Source organism: Halomonas sp. ND22Bw (assembly GCF_003011945.1).
GTDB lineage: Bacteria > Pseudomonadota > Gammaproteobacteria > Pseudomonadales > Halomonadaceae > Halomonas > Halomonas halophila.
In genome coordinates this window covers 1-292 of record NZ_PXWD01000592.1, presented here as the reverse complement: position 1 = coordinate 292, position 292 = coordinate 1, and the positions used below count along the sequence as shown (strand labels likewise).

Genomic DNA, 292 nt, shown 5'->3' with positions numbered 1-292 from the left:
GCCTCGGGGTGCTGCTGGTGGTCGGCAACACTGTTCGCCTGGCGGTGGAGAATCGACGCAAGGATATCGAGGTGGAGCCCCTGATCGGCGCCACCCATCCATTCGTGCGCAGTCCCTTCCTCTACAGCGGGGCCTGGTATGGCTTGGGCGGCGGCCTGCTCGCCTGCGGGCTCTTGACCCTCGGCGGCAACTGGCTGGCGGCGCCGATTTCCGCGCTTGCGGCCAGCTACGGGTCGACGTTCACGCTGCCGGGGCTGGGCTTCAGGGGGTCGGCAACCCTGCTCGGCTGTAG

The 292-nt window shown here is 68.8% G+C and carries 1 protein-coding gene; it reads left to right on the top strand.

Translation table 11 applies throughout. The annotated features are described in order from the left end of the window. A partial coding sequence (locus CVH10_RS19520) for an FtsX-like permease family protein (protein ID WP_369335896.1) occupies positions 1 to 292 on the top strand: 292 nt, incomplete at both ends.